This window comes from Bacillus sp. SIMBA_005, assembly GCF_046535585.1.
GTDB lineage: Bacteria > Bacillota > Bacilli > Bacillales > Bacillaceae > Bacillus > Bacillus pumilus.
Window position 1 is genome coordinate 1 of record NZ_JAWRWI010000732.1, and the last position, 256, is coordinate 256.

The 256-nt window shown below is 73.8% G+C and carries 1 protein-coding gene; it reads right to left on the reverse strand.

Annotated features, from left to right (window positions below; translation table 11 throughout):
* A partial coding sequence (locus SB660_RS21995) for a cupin-like domain-containing protein (protein WP_410584576.1) occupies positions 1–256 on the reverse strand: 256 nt, incomplete at both ends.

The following is a 256-nucleotide window of genomic DNA, read 5'->3' on the forward strand; positions in this document are numbered from 1 at the left end:
GGGCGTCGTCGAGATGCCGCGCGATCGCGTCGAGCACCTCGCCGAGCGCGCCGCGCCGGACCTCGAAATTGAGGGCGGTGAAGTCGTCATTGTAGAACGGCCGTCCGCCGATCGCCGGCGCGCCGTAGGAATACGGCACCGGCCGGCCCGCGTCGAAGCCGCGCAGGTACGCCATGGCCGCGTCGGTCGACTCGCGGCCCGCCCGCACCAGGTCCCAGTCGGTCGCGACCCCCTTCAGCAGCGCCGGCGTGCCGTC